The organism is Mycobacterium sp. ML4 (assembly GCF_054515735.1).
On record NZ_JBTNSY010000002.1, the window covers coordinates 332,866 to 350,508 of the forward strand.

Sequence of the window (17,643 nt, forward strand, 5' to 3'; positions counted from 1 at the left end):
CTAGTCGGCGCCGGCGAGAATCAGGCCGCTGGTGGGCACACCCGTTCCCGAGGTGACCAGCACATATTCGACATTGCGCACCTGGTTGTAGGACGTGCCCCGCACCTGGCGGACGCCTTCGGTGATGCCGTTCATGCCGTGGATGTAAGCCTCGCCGAGCAGCCCGCCGTTGGTGTTGATCGGGAACTCGCCGCCCAGCGAAAGCCTTTCGATGGTGGCGAAGTCCTTGGCTTCGCCGCGTCCGCAGAAGCCGAGTTCTTCCAGCTGGGTGAAAACGAACGGGGTGAAATGGTCATAGATGAACGCGGTCTGGATGTCGGCGGGCTTGAGGCCCGAATCACGCCAAAGCCGCTCGGCGACCACACCCATCTCGGGAAGCCCGGTGATGTCGTCGCGGTAGTAGCTCGTCATCATCTCGCCATTGGCGGCCGCGCCCTGGGCCGCGGCGGTGATGAGGGCCGGTGGCTGGCGCAGGTCGCGCGCGCGTTCGGCGCTGGTGATCACCAATGCGACACCGCCGTCGCTCTCCTGGCAGCAATCCAGCAGGCGCAGCACGGGTTCGACAATCCAGCGCGAGTTCTGGTGGTCCTGCAACGTGATCGGGCGCTCGTAGAACCAGGCGTCGGGGTTGCGGGCGGCGTGGGCGCGGTCGACGACGGCAACGCGGCCGAAGTCCTCGTTGGTGACCCCGTAGGTCGACATGTACCGCTGCGCGTGCAGCGCGACCCAGGCTGCCGGCGTGAGCAATCCGAACGGTGCGTAATGCGCCATGAACAGCGGAGTCCCCAGGTCGGTGCGGCCGCTGCCGCCGAAGCGGAAGCCGGAGCGTTCGTTGAAGGCACGCCAGCACACCACCACGTCGGCAACACCGGTGGCGACCGCCATCGCGGCGTGTACGACCGTGCCCGCCGCCGCGCCGCCGCCATGGTGCACCCGGCTGAAGAAGCTCAGGTCGCCGATGCCGACGTTGCGGGCGATGTCGATCTCGTCGCTGGAATCCATGGTGAAGGTGACCATGCCGTCGACATCGCCGGGCGCCAGTCCGGCGTCGTCGAGCGCCGCGCTGACCGCTTCGCACGCCAATTGCAGTTCGCTGCGCCCGGATTCCTTGGAGAACTCCGTCTGGCCGATCCCGACGATCGCTGCGGCGCCGTGCAGGCCACTGCCCATCACGCGGCCTCGTCCAGCAGGCTGAGCACCGCGGTGCCCGAGACGTGGTTGCCGAGGCTGTTGGCGGCCTGGAACGTCACCTCAACAAAGTTCTCTCCATCCGTGCCAGCGGTCTTGCCGGTCACCGTCCCGGTGAAGCGCAGCGGGTCGTCCGGAAAACAGGGCACGCCAAGGCGAATCGACAATTTCTTGACCATCGCCTCGGGTCCGGCCCAGTCGGTGAGGAACCGCACGCAGTAGCCGTTGCTGGTCAGGATATTCATGAACAGGTTGGGTGAACCCTGCTTGTTGGCATAGTCGCGGTCGTGGTGTACCGGCATGAAGTCCCGGGAGGCGATCGCCCCCGCAACGATCATCGTTGTGGTGATCGGGATTTCCAGTGGGGTGACCTCGTCGCCCTCGGAAATGTCCTGCCAGCGCAGGGTGGTGGCGCGGCTCTCGGTACTGGTCATGCGGGTCCTTCCGAATAGGTCGCGCCGAGGCAGGCAAGCTGCTGGGATGCCGGTCCAAGGGTGAGTTCGTTGTGCTTGGCCCACAGGAAGTAGCGGTGCAGGGGATAGGTGGTGTCGATCCCGATGCCGCCGTGCACGTGCTGGGTGGTAGCCGCCACCCGGGCGCCCGCCTCGGCCGCCCAGAATTTGGCGATGCGGGCCGCGCGGCCGGCGGGGCGTCCGTTGGCGAGCAGCCACGCCGCATGCCAGGTGGTCCACCGGATCGCTTCGACATCGATGAAGGCGTCGGCCATCCGCTGCTGCACGGCCTGAAAGCTGCCTACCGGCCGGCCGAATTGTTCACGCTCACTGGTATAACCGGCCGCGATGTGCAAGGCCCGGTCGGCGACGCCGAGTTGGATGGCGCACAGCGCGACCAGGGCGCGGGTATAGAGCGACTCCACGTCGCCGTCGAGCCGGTCCTGCCCGGAAACCGCCGCACCGTCCAGAAACACGTCGGCGTGCGGTTCCCGGCTGGTGGTCGGCACCGGCCGGACCTCGACGCCGGCACTGTCGGTGGCCAGCAGGAAAAGCGCCACGTCGCCGTCCTCCGTCGTGGCCGGAATCAGCATGGTTTCGGCCAGTTGCGCCGCGGGCACCAGCTCCTTCGCCCCGTCCAGGCGCCAGTTCGGTCCTTCGCGGCGCGCCGTGGTGGCGGGAAACCGCGGGTCGGAGCGACCCGGTTCGGCCAGCCCCGCGGTGAGGATACGATCGCCGGCCACGACACCGGGGAGGTAGCGGTGCTGCTGATCAGGATTGCCCTGCCGGGCAATGGGATCGGCGCCCAGTGCCAGGGTGGCGAAAGCCGGGACCGGGGCGACGCCCCAGCCGACCTCGGCCAGCAACACCCCGAGTTCCACAAAGCCGCCGCCGTTACCGCCCACCGACTCCGGCAGCGCGGTGCCGAGCAGGTCGGCGGCGGCCAATTCCTTCCACAGCGCCTCGTCGTAGCGGACTCCGGCTTCGAGTTCGGTCAGCCGCTCCGGGGTGGCGCGATGCTCGAACAGCTCGCGGGCGAGCTCGGCGATGGTTTCCTGCTCTTCGGTGAAGGTGAAGTCCATCTCTAACCGCTCGGCCGGAACTGGTGCAGCACAAGGTCGTTGTCGAAACTCTGGAAGTAGACCTCGACCGGCATTCCCACACTCACCTCGGCAGGGTCGACGCCGGTCAGGTTGGACACCACCCGGATGCCCTCCTCGAGTTCCACCAGCGCGACGACGTAGGGGTAATCGAAGAACGGGAACCGGGGTTCGTGCGGCATCACGTAGCTGTAGACGGTGCCGCGGCCCGACGACTCGATCACCTCCCACTCCAGTGAGCGGCAGTGCGGACACATCGGCCGGGGCGGGTGGCGCAGCGCACCGCAGCCGCTGCAGCGCTGGATCAGCAGCTTGTTGTCCCGCAACCCGTTCCAGAAGAACTCGGTGTCCGGGCTGATCGTCGGCGGCAGTCGGGTGGCCATCAGTTGGCCGGCTTGAATCGTAGGACCCGGAATCGCTGCCGGCCCAGCACTTCGCCGTGCTGGTCGGTGTAGGTGGTCAACCAGGTGAGGAAGAAGCCGGTGCCCAGCGCGGTCGTCTTCTCATCCGACACCGACTCGTAGACCGCCGTCGAGCTGATCACGTCGCCCAGCCGGGGATAACGTTCGATCTCGAACTCGGAGTTGGTGGCCACCGTGCTGGTGTATCCGGCGTCATCGAGAAAAGCCGTGGGGTTCGACTTGATTTCGACGGGAGCGCCGCCGCGTTCACCGATCCCCTCCAATTTTGGCGACGGCATGACCCAGGTCTGCAGCATCACCGGCGGCGACACGATGCCGCCGAACCGTGACGTCGCCGCGAAATCCGGGTCGAGGTACACCGGATTGAAATCGGCGAGCGCGTGTGCCCAATGCCGGATCATCGGCTGATTTACCGGATCCGGCGCCAGCTGGGGCTTTCCGGTGCCGCCGGTGGGCTGGCCGACCAGGGCCCGCACCTTGGCTTGCAGCTCAGCGTCTGTCACTGAGATCCTCCTGACTTCACGGCTGCTCGAAGATCACGCGGCGCCCGCGGCATGCCCAGGCCGGCCATGGCGATGATGTCGCGCTGAATTTCGTTGGCGCCGCCACCGAACGTGTTGATCACCGCCTGCCGGTAGGCCGATTCCAGCGCGCCGCGCAGCGGCGCCTGCACGCCGCGCCGTATCCCGTTGCCGTCCAACACCTCCAGCAGTTGCCGGGCGACCTGCTGGGTGAGTTCGGTGCCGAACACCTTGGCCGCCGAGGCCTCGCCCATGTTCAGGACACCCTTGGTCATCGCGGCGTTGACCCGAAGGTTGACGAGCTTGTATGCGGCGACCTGGGCCTCGACGCGGGCCAATGCGAGCCGCACCCAGGGCTGGTCGATGACCCGGCCGCCGTCGAGTTCGGTGTCGGTGGCCCACCGCAGGGTCTTCTCGAAGAGCGGCTCCAGTGCGCCGAGAGTGCCCAGCGCCGCGCGTTCGAAGTTGAGCTGGGTGGTGATCAGCTGCCATCCCTGGTTCTCTTCGCCCACCAGCGCGCTCGCCGGGACCCGGACGTTGTCGTAGAACGTGTGGTAGGTGGATATGCCCGGCATGGTGTGCAGCGGTCGCCACGAGAAGCCGGGCGACGAGGTGGGCACGATGAGGATCGAGATGCCTTTGTGTTTCTTGACGTTCGGGTCGGTGCGGACGGCCAGCCAGATGTAGTCGGCGTAGGCGGCGCCACTGGTGAACATCTTCTGGCCGTTGATCACGTAGTCGGAGCCGTCGCGGACGGCGGTGGTGCGTATCGACGCCAGATCGCTGCCGGCCGCCGGCTCGGAGTAGCCGATGGCGAACTCGACGCTGCCGTCCAGAATGGCCGGCAGGAAGCGCTGTTTCTGCTCGTCGGTGCCGCAAAGCATCAGCGTCGGACCCACCGTGTTCAGTGTCACCAACGGGATCGGCGCGCCCACCCGGCGGGCCTCTTCGGAGAAGATGAACTGTTCGATCGCCGAGAAACCTTGTCCACCATATTCTTTCGGCCAGCCGACACCGAGCAGACCGGCTTGTGCCAGCGCGCGCACGCAATCGCGCACCGCGACGGCGCCCTCGACGTTGTCGCCGATCGCCGCCACCCGCTCGGGCGTCATCACCTGTTCCAGCGTGGCCCGCATCTCCGCGCGCAGCCGCTCCTGCTCCGGCGTGTACTCCAGATGCACCGGCTCAGACCCCCAGCCGCACGGGCATCCGCTTCACGCCGGGCACCATGGTGGCTTTCATCCGGTCGACGTCGCCTGCCGATTCGAGGCGGGGATAGCGGCGCAGCAACTCCCGGAAAAAGACGGTGGTCTCCAGTCGCGCCAATTGTGCACCGATGCAGGAGTGTTCGCCACAACCAAAGGCGATGTGCGGGTTGGGATGCCGCGTCACCTTGAACTCTTCTGAGTCGGTGCCGAAGACGTCCTCGTCGCGATTGGCCGACCCATAGAGCATGGTGACCACCTGGCCCGCCCGGATCTGCCGGCCGCGGATCTCGGTGTCGGTGGTCGCTACGCGCGACATGCTGACTACCGGGCTGGTCCAGCGCAACATCTCCTCGACCGCACCGGGGATCAGCGTCGGGTCCTCGATCAGCAGACGGCACTGGTCGGGGTGCTCGATCAGGGCGAGGGTGCCCAACGCGATGAGGTTGCGGGTGGTCTCGTTACCCGCCACCAACAGCAGGAATGAGAAGTTGAGGAGGTCCTCGTCGGTGAGCCGGTGCTCGTCGATCTCGGCTTCGGCCAATACTGACAGCAGGTCGTCGCGCGGCTGGACGCGTCGTGTGGCGATGAGCTTCTGGAAGTACTCGAAGAGTTGGCCGATGGCCACGAGTGCGTCGAGCTCGATCTCGGGGTCGGCCGTGCCGGTGGTGGCGTCCGACCAAACGCGGAACTGCTCCCAATCCTCTACGGGGGCACCGATCAGTTCGGCGATCATCCGGGTGGGCAGCGGAGCGGCGATCTCTTCGGCGAACTCGTGCACCGAACCCGGTTCGATCCGATCGAGAATGCCGTGCACGATCTCGCGGATCTTCGGCTCCAGCACCGCGACGCGCCGGCGGGTGAAACCGGAGTTGATCAGCTTGCGCATCTGCCGGTGCCGCGGTGGGTCGGTGAAGACGAGGTTGCCGTCCTGTACCGGATTCGGCAGCCCAGGGTCGGGTATCGAGATGCCCTTGGTCGAGGTGAACAACGCCGGGTTGCTCGAGACGTAGCGAATGTCCTCGTACTTCAGCAGCGCCCAGAATTTCGTGACGTCATTCCAGTGCACCGGAGATGTCGTGCGCAGTTCCCGGTAGGCAGGATACGGATCGCCGGCATAGAAATCGGGGGAGTGCAGCGGGACATCAGTGAGCACGGCGCGCCTCCCGGTCGTCCGACACATCGCCATGAAGTGTCCTGTGAATCGTGTCTACTCCGGGCCGCGCAGCCGTGTCAATACGGCCACAACGCATTGAAAGAGACCGCAATTCATCGTGCTGATGATTGACCCCGGGTCTCGACGGGTGTACACCAGGGAAATAGATGACCGACGTTGGGGTGAGGAAGCAGATGGCCGGAATACCGCTCAGTGAACTGATCGACACCTATCAGCTGTACATCGACGGCAACTGGGTGGAACCCGAAGACGGTCGGTACGACGACATCTCGCCGGCCACCGAGCAGACTATCGCCACCGCGCCGGACGCGAGCGTCAACCAGGTCGGTGACGCGATCAGCGCCGCGCGCCGGGCATTCGACGAAGGACCGTGGGCCACCATGAGCGCCCAGGAGCGTGCCAACTGCCTCAGCCAGCTCGGCGACGCACTGCGCAAGTACGCCGACGACTTCTTCGCTCTGTCGCAGGTGGAGTGGGGATGCACCGCCAACGAGCGGATGATGCAGATCGACGGCGCCGCGTTCATGTCCATGCACGCCGCGCAACTGGCCACCCAATTGGCCGATGAGGCCGTCACCGGGATCGGCGCCGGAAAGACAGTGCTGCGCCACGTGCCCCTCGGTGTCGTATCGATCCTGACGCCATGGAACTTCCCGCACCTGCTCAACGTCATGAAGCTCAACCACGCGCTGAGCGCGGGCAACACCGTCGTCCTCAAGCCGTCACCGCTCACACCGCTGGCCGGACTAGCCCTCGCGCGAATCATCGACGAGCACACCGACTTTCCGCCCGGTGTCATCAATGTGGTCACCCCGTCCGGCATCGAGGCGGCCCAGCTGCTCACCACCGACCCGCGCATCGACATGGTCAGCTTCACCGGCAGCACCGTCGTCGGCCGCCAGGTCATGTCCGCTGCCGGGGACACCTTGAAGCGGCTGCTGCTCGAGCTCGGTGGCAAGTCGGCCTGCATTGTCCTCGACGACGCCGCAGTGTCCGATGACATGCTGGAGAGGATGCTGTTCGACTGTTGCTCAATGCATTCCGGGCAGGCCTGCATTCTGCAGAGCCGGCTGTTGCTGCCCGATTCCCTGCACGACGAGGTAGTCGACCGGTTGGTGACACTGGCCCGCGACGTCAAGGTCGGGGACCCCACCGATCTCGACGTGCAGATGGGCCCCCTGATCAGCGAAGCCCAGCGCGGCCGGGTGGAAGCGCACGTCGCCGGAGCGCTGCGCGAGGGAGCCAAACTCGCCACGGGCGGCGGCCGGCCCGCCGGACTGGATGCCGGGTTCTACTTCGAGCCGACAATACTCACCGACGTCGAGCCGAATTCCGTGATCGCCCAGGAGGAAGTGTTCGGGCCGGTGCTGAGCGTGGTGCGGTACCGCGACGATGACGATGCGGTCGCGATCGCCAACAACTCCCGTTACGGTTTGTCCGGCTCGGTCTGGGGCGGCGACGTGGAGCGTGCGGTCGGAATTGCCAGGCGCATCCGGACCGGGCAGATCGCGGTGAACGGGATAGGGCCCGGCGCCGCGCCGTTCGGCGGCTTCAAGCTCAGCGGTCTGGGCCGGGAGGGCGGCGGAATCGGCGGAGTGCACCAGTACATGGAACCCATGGCGATCGGGGTTCCCGCGTGAGCGGACCCCTCGCGGGGCTGCACGTCGTCGAAATCGCCAACCACATTTCCGGCCCTTACGCCGCAAAACTTCTCGTCGACCTTGGTGCAGAGGTCATCAAGATCGAACCGCCCACCGGCGATCCGCTGCGACGCTGGGGGCCGTTCCCTGCCGACACGCCGGGTGATCACGGCGGCCTGTTCGAGTACCTGAACGCCGGAAAGCGTTGCGTGGCAGTGGATCTGACCGCGCCGGACGGGCAGCAGGACGCGCGCGAGCTCGTCGCCGGTGCACACCTGCTGATCGAAAACCTGCCGCCGGGAACACTGCGGTCCTATGGGCTTGGTCCTGAGACTGGCAATCCGAACCTGGTGCTGCTCAGCATTTCCCACTTCGGACAGACCGGTCCCTGGCGGGATCGCATCGCGACCGCGCTGACCATGCAGGCGGTGTCGGGCTGGATCAGCGCCCGCGACCCGCAGCGCCCGCCGGTGCAGGCCGGTGCCCGGATATCGGAGTACGTAGCGGGGGCCTACGGCGCGATGGCCGCACTGACGGCGTTGAGGGTCGGCGGTTGCGGCCGCCAGGTCGACGTGTCCGAGTTCGAGTCGCTGCTGTCGACGCTGCCATACCCGATGCTGATGGCCGAGCGGATGCGCAGCCTGGGGTTTCCGCCGACGGTGCGGTCCGCGCCGATGCTGGGCGTGGTCCGAGCCGCTGACGGGTGGGTGGGAATCAACTGCCTCACCGGACAGCACTGGCTGGATGTGTGCGCCTTGCTGGGTTTGCCCGAATACGGGGAGCAGCAGACCGCAATCATGCTGGGTGGTCCGGAGCGTGCCGAGTTCTTCGCGAAGGCGCAGCCGTTGCTCGCCGAGCGCACCGTCGCCGACACCGTCGAATTGTGCCAGGCGATGCGCATCCCGGCAGCGCCGGTCAATGACGGTGCCACCGTGCTGACCTGCCCGCAGTACGCCGCGCGCGGATTCTTCGTCGAACAAGGCGGTTTCCGGCGCCCCGGCACGCCCTTTCGGATGTCGAAAATGACTGTGGCAGAACCTGGCCCGGCGCCGCGGCTCGGTGCCTGGGCAGGATGGTCCGGCCCCGCGGTGTCTCTCTCGCCGCCAACGGGTTCGATGCCCTTTGCCGGATTGCGAGTGCTGGACCTCAGTACATTCTGGGCGGGTGCCTATCTGACCTGTTATCTGGGCGCGTTCGGCGCCGACATCGTCAAAGTCGAGTCTATTCAGCGTCCCGACGGCTTTCGCTACTCGGGTGCGTTCGCGTTCGAAGGTGACGACTGGTACGAGCGCAGTGCGCTCTGGCAGGCCACCAACCTGAACAAGAAGGGCGTCACCGTCGACCTGACCTCGGCGCGCGGACGCGAGATCGCCCGCCGGCTGGCCGCCGGCGCCGACGTGGTCGTGGAGAACTTCTCTCCGCGCGTGGTCGAGCAGTTCGGCCTGGACTACGACTCTCTGGTGGCGATCAAGCCCGATGTGATCGCGTTGCGGATGCCCGGATTCGGGTTGGAAGGACCCTGGCGGGACTACGTCGGTTGGGCGCTCAACATCGAACAGACCTCGGGAATGACAGCCGTCACCGGCTACGCCGACGGGCCGCCGTGCAACCTGCAGGGGCCGGCCGATCCCATCGTCGGAGTGCACGCGGCGGTGGCACTGCTGGCCGCCCTCGAACACCGGCGCCGCACCGGCGCGGGACAGCTGATCGAGATCGCGCAGATTGAGGTCGCCGCGTGCGTCACCGCTGAACCGGTGATCGAGTATTCGATGAACGGCGTCGTCAGGCCGCGGGACGGCAATCGCCGGCGCGGCTACCTGCAGGGCGTCTATCCGACCGTCGAGGACGGCGTCTGGGTGGCGCTGTCGATACCCGACACCGGCGAGCTCGGCCACGACACTTTCGACGATATCGTCACCGGCTGGACCCGCACCCAGGAAGCCGACGCTCTCGTCGAATGCCTTCGGGCGCAGGGCATCCCAGCCGAACGACTGACCACCGCGGACCAGATGTTCGAGTTCGCTCAGCTCGACGCCCGACGGTTCTACGAGGAATTCGACCACCCCGTCACCGGACGGCGCCGGTTTCCCGGCTGGCCGTTTCGCATCACCCCCGGCCCGACACGCCACCACCGTACGGGCGCGCCCACGCTGGGCCAGCACAACGCGGAGATTCTGCGTGGCCTGGGACTGTCCGACGACGACATTGCCGAGCTTCGTACGCAACGGGTGATCGGGGAGCGAGTGCTCAATGGCTGAGGATCTACCGTGGCGGAGTGACATGGAAGAGGTGCGAGGGCGAAGCGCTTGCCGACAGTGACCTTGGCGACGACGCGCGGGATGCCCAGCTCGAGGACTACATCCGCATGCAGAACCCGCAGCTGACCGACATCCGGCTGGCCGGCGCCACCCCGATCCAGGAGTGCGACACCGCTGACGAATCGGTGCGGTGCTGGTATCGCGTCATCTACCTGGCCAACGATTGACCACATCTGAACTGCGCAGATCCGTCATCTGATGCGGAAGTGTATCTGATATCACGTGCGGAAACCCGTGCAAAGGGGTGCACCACGTCCGTTCCGCATGACAAGCTGCACGGCATGGTTGTCGCGATTGCCCGCCCCAAGATCGAAGGAAGCATCGCCGTCGCCGAAGACCGGCAGATCGGCTTCGCCGAATTTGGCGCGCCGCAGGGACGGGCAGTTTTCTGGTTGCACGGCACGCCCGGCGCGCGCCGCCAGATCCCCACCGAGGCCCGGGTCTACGCCGACCACCACAAGATCCGTCTCATCGGTGTCGACCGGCCCGGCATCGGCTCGTCGACCCCCTACCAGTACGAGGCCGTCTCCGCCTTCGCCGACGACCTGCGCGCCATCGCCGACACGCTGGGTATCGAAAAGATGGCCGTTGTCGGCCTGTCCGGAGGTGGCCCGTACGCGCTCGCCTGCGCGGCGGGCCTGCCGGGCCGGGTGGTGGCCGCCGGGGTGCTCGGCGGCGTGGCGCCCACGCATGGCCCGGACGCCATCAGCGGTGGCCTGATGGACTTCGGGCTGCGGGTTGCGCCGTTGCTGCGGCTCGGAGGTAATCCGCTGCGGGTCGGCGCCAGCCTGTTGATCCGGGCTGCCCGCCCGATCGCCTCGCCCGCACTCGACGTCTACGCCCTGCTCTCGCCCGAGGCCGACCGTCATCTGCTGACCCGGCCCGAGTTCAAGGCGATGTTCCTCGACGACCTGCTCAACGGCAGCCGCAAGCAGCTTGCGGCACCCTTCAACGATGTGATCGTGTTCGCCCGCGATTGGGGATTTCGCCTCGGCGAGGTGACGGTCCCGGTGCGCTGGTGGCATGGCGACCACGACCACATCATCCCCTTCTCGCACGGGGAGCACGTCGTGTCGCGGCTTCCCAATGCCGAGCTGTTTCACCTGCCAGGCGAAAGCCATCTGGCCGGACTCGGTCGCGGGGAGGAGATCCTGGCCACCTTGATGAAGGTCTGGGACGAGGTGGCGTGATCATGCCGGCCGAAGCCGCGGAACTGGACGACGCGCGCGCCGAATCGCCGGGCCACACCACCGCGATGGCCCCGGGATTGGGGCTCTGGCTTACCGACATCCCGCGCGCCGTGGTCGAGTACGGCCAGTTGATCACCGCGCTGCCGCTGCGGCGCAAACTGCCCACCGGTGACGGGCATCCGGTCCTGGTACTGCCCGGTCTGCTGGCCGGTGACGCCACCACATGGACCCTCCGCCGCCTGCTGAGCCGGCTCGGGTACCGAGCGCACGGCTGGGGTCTCGGCATCAACATCGGGCCCACCACCAAAGCCGTGGCGGGGATGTCCGCCCTGCTCGACGAGCTGAACGACAGGTACGACGCCCGGGTCAGCCTGATCGGCTGGAGCCTGGGCGGCATCTTCGCCCGCGGACTGGCCCGCCGAAATCCGTCGGCGGTGCGTCAGGTGATCACGCTGGGCAGCCCGTATCGGATGCAGCACGAAGACCAGTCCCGTGCGGCCCGTCACTTCAACTTGTTTGCCCGCATCCATGCCGAGCGATACGAGTTGCCCCTGGCGATGGAGAACGAGCCGCTGCTGGTGCCGGCGACGTCGATCTACTCGCGCTATGACGGGATGGTGGCGTGGCAGACCTGCGTCGAATCCCCGTCGGAGCGCGCCGAGAACATCGCAGTGCTCAGCAGCCACATCGGTTACGGCCATCATCCGGCCACCATCTGGGCGATCGCGGATCGTTTGGCTCAGCCGGCCGGCACCTGGACCCCGTTCCGGCCGCCGGCGGCACTGCGCCCGCTATTCCCCACGCCGCACGGGTAGCGTCTCTGGCGTGCTGCTGACCTCGCTGAATCCCGCGGCCGCGACCGCCGCCGACATCCCCGACGCGGTGCGCATCGACGGGTTCACACTCAGCCGCAGTGATCTGATCGGCGCCGCGACGTCGGTGGCCGAACGGGTGGCCGGCGCGCATAACGTCGCGGTGCTGGCCAGTCCGACGGCAGCGACGGTGCTCGCGGTCACCGGCTGCCTGATCGCGGGGGTGCCCGTGGTCCCGGTGCCTGCCGACGTCGGGGTCGCCGAACGTCGCCACATGCTCACCGATTCGGGGGCCCAGGCGTGGCTCGGACCGGTTCCCGAGGACCCGGAAGGCTTGCCGCACATTCCGGTTCGTCTGCACGCGCGGTCCTGGCACCGCTATCCCGAACCGTCACCGGACTCGGTGGCCATGGTGGTCTACACCTCGGGCACGACGGGGTTGCCCAAAGGCGTTCAGGTCAGTCGGCGGGCGATTGCCGCCGACCTGGACGCGTTGGCCGAAGCCTGGCAGTGGACCCCCGACGACGTGTTGGTGCACGGTCTGCCGCTCTATCACGTCCACGGCCTGGTGCTCGGCTTGCTCGGTTCGCTGCGGGTGGGAAATCGCTTCGTGCACACCGGAAAACCCACGCCTGCCGGCTACGCGGCCGCAAGAGGCACGCTGTATTTCGGGGTCCCGACGGTGTGGTCGCGGGTGGTGGCCGATGCCGCTGCCGCCGAGGCGCTACGGCCGGCGCGGTTGCTGGTGTCCGGTAGCGCCGCCCTGCCGGTGCCGGTGTTCGAGCGCCTCGAGCGGTTGACCGGGCACCGGCCCATCGAACGGTACGGCACCTCGGAATCGCTGATCACCCTCTCGACCCGCGCCGACGGGGAACGGCGCCCAGGCTGGGTGGGTCTACCGCTGGCGGGCGTGCAGACACGGCTGATCGACGACCACGGCCAAGCGGTGCCCCATGACGCGGAAACCGTTGGCAAGCTTCTGGTTCGGGGTCCCACTTTGTTCGACGGGTACTTGAACCGGCCCGAGGCAACCGCCGAGGCGTTCGACCCCGAAGGCTGGTATCGCACCGGAGACGTCGCGGTCGTCGACGACGGCGGTATGCACCGAATCGTCGGGCGCGAATCCGTCGACCTGATCAAGTCGGGTGGATACCGGATCGGTGCGGGTGAAATCGAGACGGTACTGCTCGGGCATCCGGGCGTGGACGAGGTGGCCGTGGTCGGACCCCCCGATGAGGACCTGGGGCAGCGGATCGTCGCGTACGTCGTCGGCTCTGCTGACCCTGACGAGTTGATCAACTATGTCGCGCAACAACTTTCGGTCCACAAGCGGCCACGCGAGGTGCGGTTCGTCGAGTCTTTGCCGCGCAACGCGCTGGGCAAGGTGCTCAAGAAACAGCTGCTGACCGACGGCTGAGGATCAGGCCGGCATGCTGTTGTCACGACCGCTTTTGTGGTTCTTGGTGCCCCGCCATTGCACTGTCTCCAGCGCGACCGCCACGTTCACCGACGTGTGATCGAGGGGTCTCGGCAGCAGGCGTTGCGCGGACTCGAGTCTGCGCAGCAACGTGTTGCGGTGCGTGTTGAGGCGCTTCGCGGCCCGGGAGGCGTTGCACTGTTCGTTGATGAAAGCCAGCAGCGTGGTGTGCAGCTCCTGGCTGGCCGACTCCAGATCACCTAGCGTGCTGGTGACGAACTCGCGGGCAGCGTCCGGATTTTGGGTGATCAGCGCGACCACCTGCACATCGGCGAAGAATGCCACGCGCTGATCTGACTGCAGACGGGCCAGCGTGCGCTGGGTGGTCAGTGCCTCGAGGTGGCTGCGGCGGAACCCCTCGAGTCCGAATGCACTGGTTCCGACGGCGATGCGCACGCCTGGCGTGTCGGCTACCGCGGCGCGGACGTCGTCGATGTCAAGCCCCTGGGCGTCGGCCACCCACACCCACCGGCTGGCGAGCCCGCCGACCACAGTCAGCGGTCGCGCCGAACCTACTGCGCGGCAGAAGGCATCGGCGGCGCGGTCGAGATCACTGTGGTCGCCGTCGAACTCGTCGCTCCAGATGATGGCGGCCGTGTGGTGGCGGGCCAGTGCGTAGCCCAGCCGCGCCTCGGCGCGGTCGCGACTCATCGGCGCACCGTCGATGATGAGCCCGACCACTTCGAGGCGTTCGGCGTGCGTGCCCCTGGTCAGCTCGTCGTGCTCCCGCTGTACCTGTGCGGCAATGCCGGCCAGCGTGGCCTCGATGAACTCGTTGACGGACTTCGCCGACACGTCGAGCAACTCCCGCAGCTCGTCGGGATCCGAGGTGAGGTCGAAGGCGATCGACATCCACAACCGCCACGCCATGTACTCACCGATTCGATAGATGTCGAGTGCCAGCGCGTCCAGTCCGCGGCGCACCAGATCCCGCGCCATGCGGAGGGGTTCGGTGCCGAGGTTCGCCGGCACCGGAGCACCGGGATCGCGCATGTTGGCTGCCGCCCAATGCACCAGGTTGGCCCGGTTGGCCTTCTGGATGACCTTCGCGAGCACCGGGTCGGCGGCAACGGCGGGGTTGGCTGCGATGGTGGCGCGGTCGAGTTGCTCGATCCACTCCGGGCCCGGGTTCAGGGCAAGACGCGCTCCCTCGCGGATGAGCTCACGGATGCGCGGCGAGGGTTTTTGCCATGCCACGCGCTGATTTTAATGCCCGGCCGCTGGGACCGCACTTTTTGTTCGGACTGTTCGGCGGGATTTAACCGCAAGTGGCCCATGCGTATTCGGAACAGGACGATGAGCGGGGGAGGGGCGCGCCGAAGCCGAATCAGATTCTGGTGGCCGCATCAGCGCGTACATACCACAACCTCAGCCGGTGCATTGAATGACTTGCAGCACAGCGCAATAGGTCGAATCGGCGGATGGTAGCGCACTATGGCGGCCGGCAACAGATGCATATGCTGAGAGTTGATGTGTGCAATATGCACCGTCCTGAAGCGCCGATTGGTGAGAAACACCCGACCGGTGTGTCGCGGGGTGCACAGTGCACTTCGGCGCACAGTGATTGAGATTTATTGGCCTATCGCGGCCGCCGCCCGCCCGTCGATCATTGGCGTCAGTCCGTCACCACCAACGCAGTCAGTGACGATCACCACAGCCAACAAATCCCTGAAGGAGCTTGAGCGCATGTCATTCGTGACCGCACAACCGGAGATGCTGGCCGCGGCCGCCGATGTTCTGCAGAGCATCGGAGCTGCCACCAACGCGAGCAACGCGGCTGCCGCCGCACCCACGACGGGAGTCCTCCCACCAGCCGCCGACGAGGTGTCATTGCTCGCCGCAGCGCAGTTCGCCAGTCACGCGGCGATGTATCAAGCGGTTGGTGCCAGAGCCGCCGCGATCTACGAGCAGTTCGTAGCCACCCTTGCCACCAGTGCCGGCTCCTACGCGATCACCGAAGCCGCCAACGCGGCAGCCGCCCTCTGAGGCGATAGGGGTCTAACGACATGGATTTCGGCGCATTACCACCGGAGGTCAACTCCGGGAGGATGTACACCGGCCCCGGCGCCGGCTCGCTGCTGGTCGCTGCGGAAATGTGGGAAGGCCTGGCCGTCGATCTGTATTCGGCGGCATCCTCGGTGCGATCGGTGGTCTGGGGGCTGACGGTCGGGCCGTGGGTCGGTTCCTCGGCCGCATTGATGGTTGCCGCGTCGTCGCCGTACCTGGCGTGGGTCAACGTCACCGCTGCACAGGCCGAGTTGACCGCCAACCAGATCAGGACCACCGCGGCAGCGTTCGAGGCGGCGTTCGCAATGACCGTGCCGCCGGTCGCGATCACCGAGAACCGCACCCGGTTGATGGTGCTGATCGCAACCAACCTTTTCGGTCAGAACACCCCGGCGATCGCGCTCGCCGAGGCCGAGTACAGCGAGATGTGGGCCCAGGATGCCGCTGCGATGTACGGCTACGCCGGCACCGCGGCGGCCGCGGCCGAGACGCTGACAATGTTCGAGGAGGCCCCGGAGATCACCAGCGCAGGCGGCGTCGCGGAGCAGTCGGTCGCCGTCGAGCAGGCGACAGAATCCGCCGCCGCTTCGCAGCTGATGTCCGACGTGCCTCAGGCGTTGCAGCAGCTGGCGGCCCCGGCGCAGGTGGGTGCCCCGGCCCAGCAAGGCTCTTCACAGATGTCGTGGCTGAGCGAGAGATGGAAAGCCATTACCCCTCACCTGTCGCCAATCAGCAACATCGTGTCGATGGTCAACAACCACGTATCGATGCTCAATTCCGAGGTCTCGATGACCAATACGGCGAGTTCGCTGATACGGGGGATGGCGCCCGCTGCGGCCAAGGCGGTACAGGGTGCGGCCGAAAACGCGGCGCAATCCGCGGCCGCGCTAGGTAACGCGGTGGGTTCTCCAGGCGGTGCCGGGGTTGCCGCAACACTGGGGCGGGCTGCGTCGGTCGGTGAACTGTCGGTCCCCAAGAGCTGGGCCACGGCAAACCAGGCAGTCACACCGGCTGCCCGTGCACTGACCAACGTGGCCGGTGCCGCTGAACATGCGCCGGAGCACATGCCGGGCGGGCTACCGATGGGCCAGCTCGGCGGCAGGTCCGGAAGCGGCATGAGCCTGAGCAACGCGCTACGCGTCCCGCCCCGCGCCTACGTGATGCCGCGCAGTCCGGCCGCCGGATAGCCCGCGGGGGCGTGAGGTGCGCGGCGCCGCTGTGCTGGTGCCGCGCACACCATCGCGCCCCGATACCGGCTAGGGCAACAGTGCCCAGAACGGGTGGGTGACCGACCAGACCGGGTGGGTCACGTCATCGGTGTAATGGTAGATCGGGTGGGTCGGCGGCGGGGTCGGGCGCATCGGCGCGACCGGTCCGTGCATCGGCCCCGCGTTGGGCTGGCCGGGGGCAGCTGCGGCCACCGCCGGTCCGGTCAGCGCTGCGGCCAGCGACAGCCCGGCGGCGCACAGCACGCCCGCCGACAAGGTGCGGATCTTGGACATTTCGACTCCCTTCGTTGCGGATAATGTCAATTATGGTTGACAATATCGAACTGTAGGTTCGCTGCGGTAGGTTGTCAACAGTGATTGACCAGCCGGGGCCGCGGTCGCCCCAGACCGAACTGGGTCAAGCCCTGCGCATGACCTGGTGGAGCTACGTCCACCGGATTGACACCGAGATGGAAACCGCAGGTTACGCCGAGCGGCGCTTTGCGATGAATTACGTGTTCGCTCTGTATGCGCAGCCGGGCCCGATGACGATTTCGGAGATGGGGCGACAGTTCGACGTGTCGCGTCAGGCGGCCAGCAAGCTGGTGGGCGAACTGTGCCGGGATGGCTATTTGGAGACCACACCATCGACCACCGACCAGCGCGAGAAGGTGGTGCTGCTTACGCCGAAGGCGCTCGAATACGTGACCGCACGCCGGCGGGCTGCGACCGAGCTCGACCGCGAAATCGCCGGCCGCATCGGCGATGCGGGTCTGGCTGAGCTGCAGCGAATGCTGCGCGCGGTGGGCGACGTCGCCAGGACGGGAACCGACTACGACCCCGCCAACGTGTATCGCTCGCCCAAACTGTGGTGACACAGAAACGACGCAATTCAGTATGTTCGCAGCGCGTTCACGGCGTTCAGC

Annotated in this window: 18 protein-coding genes; 9 read left to right on the forward strand and 9 right to left on the reverse strand. The window is 66.9% G+C overall.

The window, feature by feature from the left end; translation table 11 throughout:
• The 7 genes from ACX9NE_RS03575 to ACX9NE_RS03605 are packed head-to-tail and all read right to left on the reverse strand — an operon-like array spanning position 1 to position 6,071.
• Positions 1 to 1,170, reverse strand: a complete 1,170-nt coding sequence (locus ACX9NE_RS03575; RefSeq protein WP_459359771.1) for a lipid-transfer protein — start codon at positions 1,168 to 1,170, stop codon at positions 1 to 3.
• Complete coding sequence (locus tag ACX9NE_RS03580) at positions 1,170 to 1,622, reverse strand: MaoC family dehydratase (RefSeq protein ID WP_459359770.1); 453 nt, start codon at positions 1,620 to 1,622, stop codon at positions 1,170 to 1,172. The genes ACX9NE_RS03575 and ACX9NE_RS03580 overlap by 1 nt, the downstream gene beginning before the upstream one ends.
• On the reverse strand, positions 1,619 to 2,722 hold the full coding sequence (locus ACX9NE_RS03585) for an acyl-CoA dehydrogenase family protein (RefSeq protein WP_459359769.1): 1,104 nt from the start codon (positions 2,720 to 2,722) through the stop codon (positions 1,619 to 1,621). Before ACX9NE_RS03585 ends, ACX9NE_RS03580 begins: the two co-directional genes overlap by 4 nt.
• Positions 2,723 to 2,724: 2 nt before the next feature.
• Positions 2,725 to 3,123, reverse strand: a complete 399-nt coding sequence (locus ACX9NE_RS03590) for a Zn-ribbon domain-containing OB-fold protein (RefSeq protein ID WP_459359768.1) — start codon at positions 3,121 to 3,123, stop codon at positions 2,725 to 2,727.
• Positions 3,123 to 3,665 carry an FAS1-like dehydratase domain-containing protein gene (locus ACX9NE_RS03595; RefSeq protein WP_459359767.1) on the reverse strand — a complete coding sequence of 181 codons (543 nt, stop codon included), beginning with the start codon at positions 3,663 to 3,665 and terminating at the stop codon, positions 3,123 to 3,125. The genes ACX9NE_RS03590 and ACX9NE_RS03595 overlap by 1 nt, the downstream gene beginning before the upstream one ends.
• On the reverse strand, positions 3,662 to 4,864 hold the full coding sequence (locus ACX9NE_RS03600; RefSeq protein WP_459359766.1) for an acyl-CoA dehydrogenase family protein: 1,203 nt from the start codon (positions 4,862 to 4,864) through the stop codon (positions 3,662 to 3,664). The genes ACX9NE_RS03595 and ACX9NE_RS03600 overlap by 4 nt, the downstream gene beginning before the upstream one ends.
• A 4-nt stretch (positions 4,865 to 4,868) precedes the next feature.
• Entirely contained in the window at positions 4,869 to 6,071 is a 1,203-nt protein-coding gene (locus ACX9NE_RS03605; protein WP_459360053.1) for a cytochrome P450, read from the reverse strand.
• 167 nt (positions 6,072 to 6,238) lie between these two features.
• Here ACX9NE_RS03605 and ACX9NE_RS03610 point away from each other — a divergent pair, with 167 nt between their 5' ends.
• From ACX9NE_RS03610 to ACX9NE_RS03635, 6 genes are all read left to right on the forward strand, one after another.
• Positions 6,239 to 7,705 carry an aldehyde dehydrogenase family protein gene (locus ACX9NE_RS03610; protein ID WP_459360052.1) on the forward strand — a complete coding sequence of 489 codons (1,467 nt, stop codon included), beginning with the start codon at positions 6,239 to 6,241 and terminating at the stop codon, positions 7,703 to 7,705.
• Positions 7,702 to 9,963 (forward strand): CaiB/BaiF CoA transferase family protein, encoded by a 2,262-nt coding sequence (locus ACX9NE_RS03615; protein WP_459359765.1) that lies wholly within the window; start codon positions 7,702 to 7,704, stop codon positions 9,961 to 9,963. The genes ACX9NE_RS03610 and ACX9NE_RS03615 overlap by 4 nt, the downstream gene beginning before the upstream one ends.
• Before the next feature lie 17 nt (positions 9,964 to 9,980).
• Entirely contained in the window at positions 9,981 to 10,190 is a 210-nt protein-coding gene (locus ACX9NE_RS03620; protein WP_459359764.1) for a hypothetical protein, read from the forward strand.
• Between the two features lie 114 nt (positions 10,191 to 10,304).
• The gene (locus ACX9NE_RS03625; protein WP_459359763.1) at positions 10,305 to 11,213 is read left to right on the forward strand and encodes an alpha/beta fold hydrolase; all 909 of its coding nucleotides are present in this window, start codon (positions 10,305 to 10,307) and stop codon (positions 11,211 to 11,213) included.
• 65 nt (positions 11,214 to 11,278) lie between these two features.
• The gene (locus ACX9NE_RS03630; RefSeq protein WP_459360051.1) at positions 11,279 to 12,028 is read left to right on the forward strand and encodes an esterase/lipase family protein; all 750 of its coding nucleotides are present in this window, start codon (positions 11,279 to 11,281) and stop codon (positions 12,026 to 12,028) included.
• A gap of 10 nt (positions 12,029 to 12,038) precedes the next feature.
• Entirely contained in the window at positions 12,039 to 13,442 is a 1,404-nt protein-coding gene (locus ACX9NE_RS03635) for an acyl-CoA synthetase (RefSeq protein WP_459359762.1), read from the forward strand.
• 3 nt (positions 13,443 to 13,445) lie between these two features.
• On the opposite strand, the gene ACX9NE_RS03640 is transcribed toward ACX9NE_RS03635, so the two are convergent.
• On the reverse strand, positions 13,446 to 14,699 hold the full coding sequence (locus tag ACX9NE_RS03640) for an Rv1453 family transcriptional regulator (RefSeq protein ID WP_459359761.1): 1,254 nt from the start codon (positions 14,697 to 14,699) through the stop codon (positions 13,446 to 13,448).
• Between the two features lie 489 nt (positions 14,700 to 15,188).
• Between ACX9NE_RS03640 and ACX9NE_RS03645 the strand changes: the two genes are divergently transcribed.
• Entirely contained in the window at positions 15,189 to 15,488 is a 300-nt protein-coding gene (locus tag ACX9NE_RS03645) for a PE family protein (RefSeq protein ID WP_459359760.1), read from the forward strand.
• Between the two features lie 20 nt (positions 15,489 to 15,508).
• On the forward strand, positions 15,509 to 16,696 hold the full coding sequence (locus ACX9NE_RS03650; RefSeq protein ID WP_459359759.1) for a PPE family protein: 1,188 nt from the start codon (positions 15,509 to 15,511) through the stop codon (positions 16,694 to 16,696).
• Positions 16,697 to 16,765: 69 nt separating this feature from the next.
• On the opposite strand, the gene ACX9NE_RS03655 is transcribed toward ACX9NE_RS03650, so the two are convergent.
• Entirely contained in the window at positions 16,766 to 17,011 is a 246-nt protein-coding gene (locus tag ACX9NE_RS03655) for a hypothetical protein (RefSeq protein ID WP_459359758.1), read from the reverse strand.
• An 80-nt stretch (positions 17,012 to 17,091) separates the two neighbouring features.
• On the opposite strand from ACX9NE_RS03655, the gene ACX9NE_RS03660 reads away from it, so the two are divergent.
• A complete protein-coding gene (locus ACX9NE_RS03660; RefSeq protein WP_459359757.1) occupies positions 17,092 to 17,592 on the forward strand; it encodes a MarR family winged helix-turn-helix transcriptional regulator in 501 nt (166 codons plus the stop codon).
• The last annotated feature ends 51 nt before the right edge of the window (positions 17,593 to 17,643 follow it).